Raw genomic sequence first — 2,852 nt, 5'->3', positions numbered from 1 at the left:
ACGACGAGGCGGAGCGGGCCTACGCGCGCGCGGGCGAGCTGTGGCGCACGGTCGGCGACGCGCCCGGTCTGGTGCGCTCGCTGCGCGCCCGCGCGTGGCTCACGCTGCGCGGGGAGGCGGACCCGGACGGGGCACGCGCGCTGATGGCGGACGCGGTCGAGGAGTGCGAGGCGGCGGTGGACGCGGCCCCGGACGGCGAGACCCGCGCGCGACTCACCGCCGAGCTCGGCCACACGCACCGGCAGTTCGCGGACCTGCTGATACGGGTGGAGGACGGAGGGGCCGCGGACGACGACGGGGAGACCCTGTTCGAGGAGGCGGTGGCCGCGCTGGACCGGGCGATCGCCGCGTTCGCGCCCCTCGGCCCGGACACCCTCCGGGACCGCTGCCGGGCCGAACTGGCCGCGGCCTGGCTGGAGGCCGACCTGGGCCGTCCCGCGGACGCGGCGGCACGCGCGCGGGCCGTCCTGACCGCCCACGGGGAGGCCCCGGAGGAGGACGAGGCGGCCCGGTCCCTGCGCGGCGAGGCGGAGCGCCTCCTGAACACCGTCACGGAGGAGAAGCGGGAGCCGGTGGAGAACTGAGCCCGTCGGACGGCGGCCGCGCGGGCCGGGCCGTCCCTCGACGCCCTCTCCGCGGGCAGTGCGGCCTCCGCCACCCGCCCGAGCCCGCCGGTGACCTCGGCGAGCTGCAGATGCAGCTGCGCCAGCCCGACCGGCTCCAGGTACGGCCCGCCGTGCTCCAGGGCCGCCCGCAGCGCCCGCTCGGCGCCGCGGCCTGCCCGTCGCCCGGTCACCGGTGCGGGTCCGGGAGTCCGCCGGTGTCCGCCGAGTACCGGCCCCGGCACCCGGGCCGTCCCGTGGGGCCGCTCCCCGCCCGTCGGGACGGTGCGCCTCCGTCCTCACTCCACCCCGATGAGGAGCAGGGCGCCCTGTCTGCCGCCCTGGTAGAGGACGGTGTCGACGGCCAGGTAGCCCTCGCGGACGTGGGTTTCCAGGTGGGTGGCGAGGGTGTGGGGGGTTTCGTCGCCGAGGACCAGGGTGACCATCTCGCCGCCGGCGGAGAGCATGCGGTCCAGAACGGCCGTGGCGGTGGCGGTGACGTCGTCGCCGATCACGGCCACGTCGCCGTCGATGAGGCCGAGGACGTCGCCGGCCTGGCAGATGCCCGCCATGGTCCAGGACTGCCGTTCGGCGACGGTGATCTCGGCGTACCGGGTCGCGCCCGCCGCCGAGGTCATCGCCACCACGTCCTCGTCGAAACGGCGCTCCGGCTCGTGCACCGCGAGCGCCGCGATGCCCTGGACCGCGGAACGGGTCGGGATGAGGGCCACCCTGAGCCCTTCGGCGCGGGCCTGGTCGGCCGCCGCCGCGGCGGTGTGGCGCAGCTCGGCGTCGTTCGGCAGCAGCACCACCTCGTGCGCGTGGGCCCGCCGTACGGCCTCGACCAGTTCGCCGCTCGCGGGCGGCTCGCCGGGGCGGGCCAGCACCGTGGTCGCGCCGGCTCCGGTGTACAGGGCGGCCAGCCCCTCGCCGGGCACCACGGCCACCACGGCCCGCGCGGCGCGTTCCACGGGCGGACGGCCGGCCCTGGGGCCATGGGCGTCACCGGCACCGAAGTGCGCGATCCGGATACGGTGCGGGCGCCCCGCCTCGACCCCCGCCTCCACGGCGGCTCCGGCGTCGTCGACATGGACGTGGACGTTCCACAGTCCGTCCCCGCCGACCACGACGAGCGAGTCCCCGAGACCGTCGAGCCGCTGCCGCAACCGCTCCACGGCCGCGTCCTCGGCCTCCAGGAGGTAGATCACCTCGTAGGCGGGCCCGGCGACCGTGGCCTCCGTCACTCCCCCGCCGTCGGCGCATCCGGCGGGTTCCTCGTGCTCCACGCGCGTGGGGGTCCCGGGGCGCACCCGCGCGTGTGTCCCGGCGGTGTTCCTGTACGCGCCGGGTGCGGGCCCTCCCGGCTTCTCCCCCGTGAACGTCTCCACCAGGGCCGCGAGCACCGCCACCAGCCCCCGGCCGCCCGCGTCCACCACACCCGCCCGCCGAAGCACGGCCAGCTGGCCCGGCGTCGCGGCGAGGGCCGTGCGGGCGCCGTCGTAGGCCGCCCGCGCCACCTCCCCGCAGTCGCCCTCCGCACCACCGGCCGCGTCGGCGGCGGCCGAGGCGACGGTGAGCACGGTGCCCTCCACGGGATGGGCCACGGCCCGGCGCGCGGAGTCGGCCGCGGTCCGCAGGGCGCGCCGCAGCCCCTGTCCGTCGGCGTGAGCCGCCTCGTCCCCGGCCAGCACCTGCGCCATCCCCCTCAGCAACTGCGCCAGGATCGTCCCGGAGTTGCCGCGGGCGCCGATCAGCGCCCCGTGGGCCATCGCCCGCGCCGCGTCGGCCAGCGTGGGCCCCTCGGGCCCCTCTGCCGCGTAGCCCGCGAACACCGCCTCGACCGCCGTGGCCGCGGACTCGACCGTCAGATAGAGATTCGTACCGGTGTCCCCGTCCGCCACGGGGTAGACGTTGATCGCGTCGATCTCCTCGCGCGCGCGCCCCAGGGCGTCGAGCGCGAGTCCGCACCAGGCACGCACCGCGAGAGCATCGAAGAATGTCTGCGGCACCTGCGCCACCTGCGCCTCCCTGAGCTGCTGGACGTGGCACGCAGCGTAGACCTTGGGGGGCCGGATGCCGGAAGCGGGCCGGGACGGGCCGCTGAGCTGCCATGCCGGTTTCGTTCTCCTGGTTCAGGCGTTGTATGCTGCTCCGGTTGCCCGATCCGAATCGGGCCTCTCCCTGGCAGAGCCACTCAGATTCCCAAGGACTCCCCGAGTTCCGACGTTCTGATCCCGGCATGCCGGGATC

The 2,852-nt window shown here is 76.6% G+C and carries 1 protein-coding gene and 1 pseudogene; one reads left to right on the top strand and one right to left on the bottom strand.

Going from position 1 to position 2,852, the window contains the following annotated elements; translation table 11 throughout:
* Positions 1 to 584: pseudogene (locus AOK11_RS43220) on the top strand (tetratricopeptide repeat protein); the annotation flags it as partial.
* 317 nt (positions 585 to 901) lie between these two features.
* Here AOK11_RS43220 and AOK11_RS36600 read toward each other — a convergent pair.
* Positions 902 to 2,620 carry a DAK2 domain-containing protein gene (locus tag AOK11_RS36600; RefSeq protein WP_055597941.1) on the bottom strand — a complete coding sequence of 573 codons (1,719 nt, stop codon included), beginning with the start codon at positions 2,618 to 2,620 and terminating at the stop codon, positions 902 to 904.
* Between the last annotated feature and the right edge of the window lie 232 nt (positions 2,621 to 2,852).

Origin of the sequence: Streptomyces hirsutus, from assembly GCF_001418415.1 — a bacterium.
Classification (GTDB): domain Bacteria; phylum Actinomycetota; class Actinomycetes; order Streptomycetales; family Streptomycetaceae; genus Streptomyces; species Streptomyces hirsutus.
Note: the sequence above shows the minus strand (reverse complement) of the source record. Positions and strands in the feature narration are given on the sequence as shown.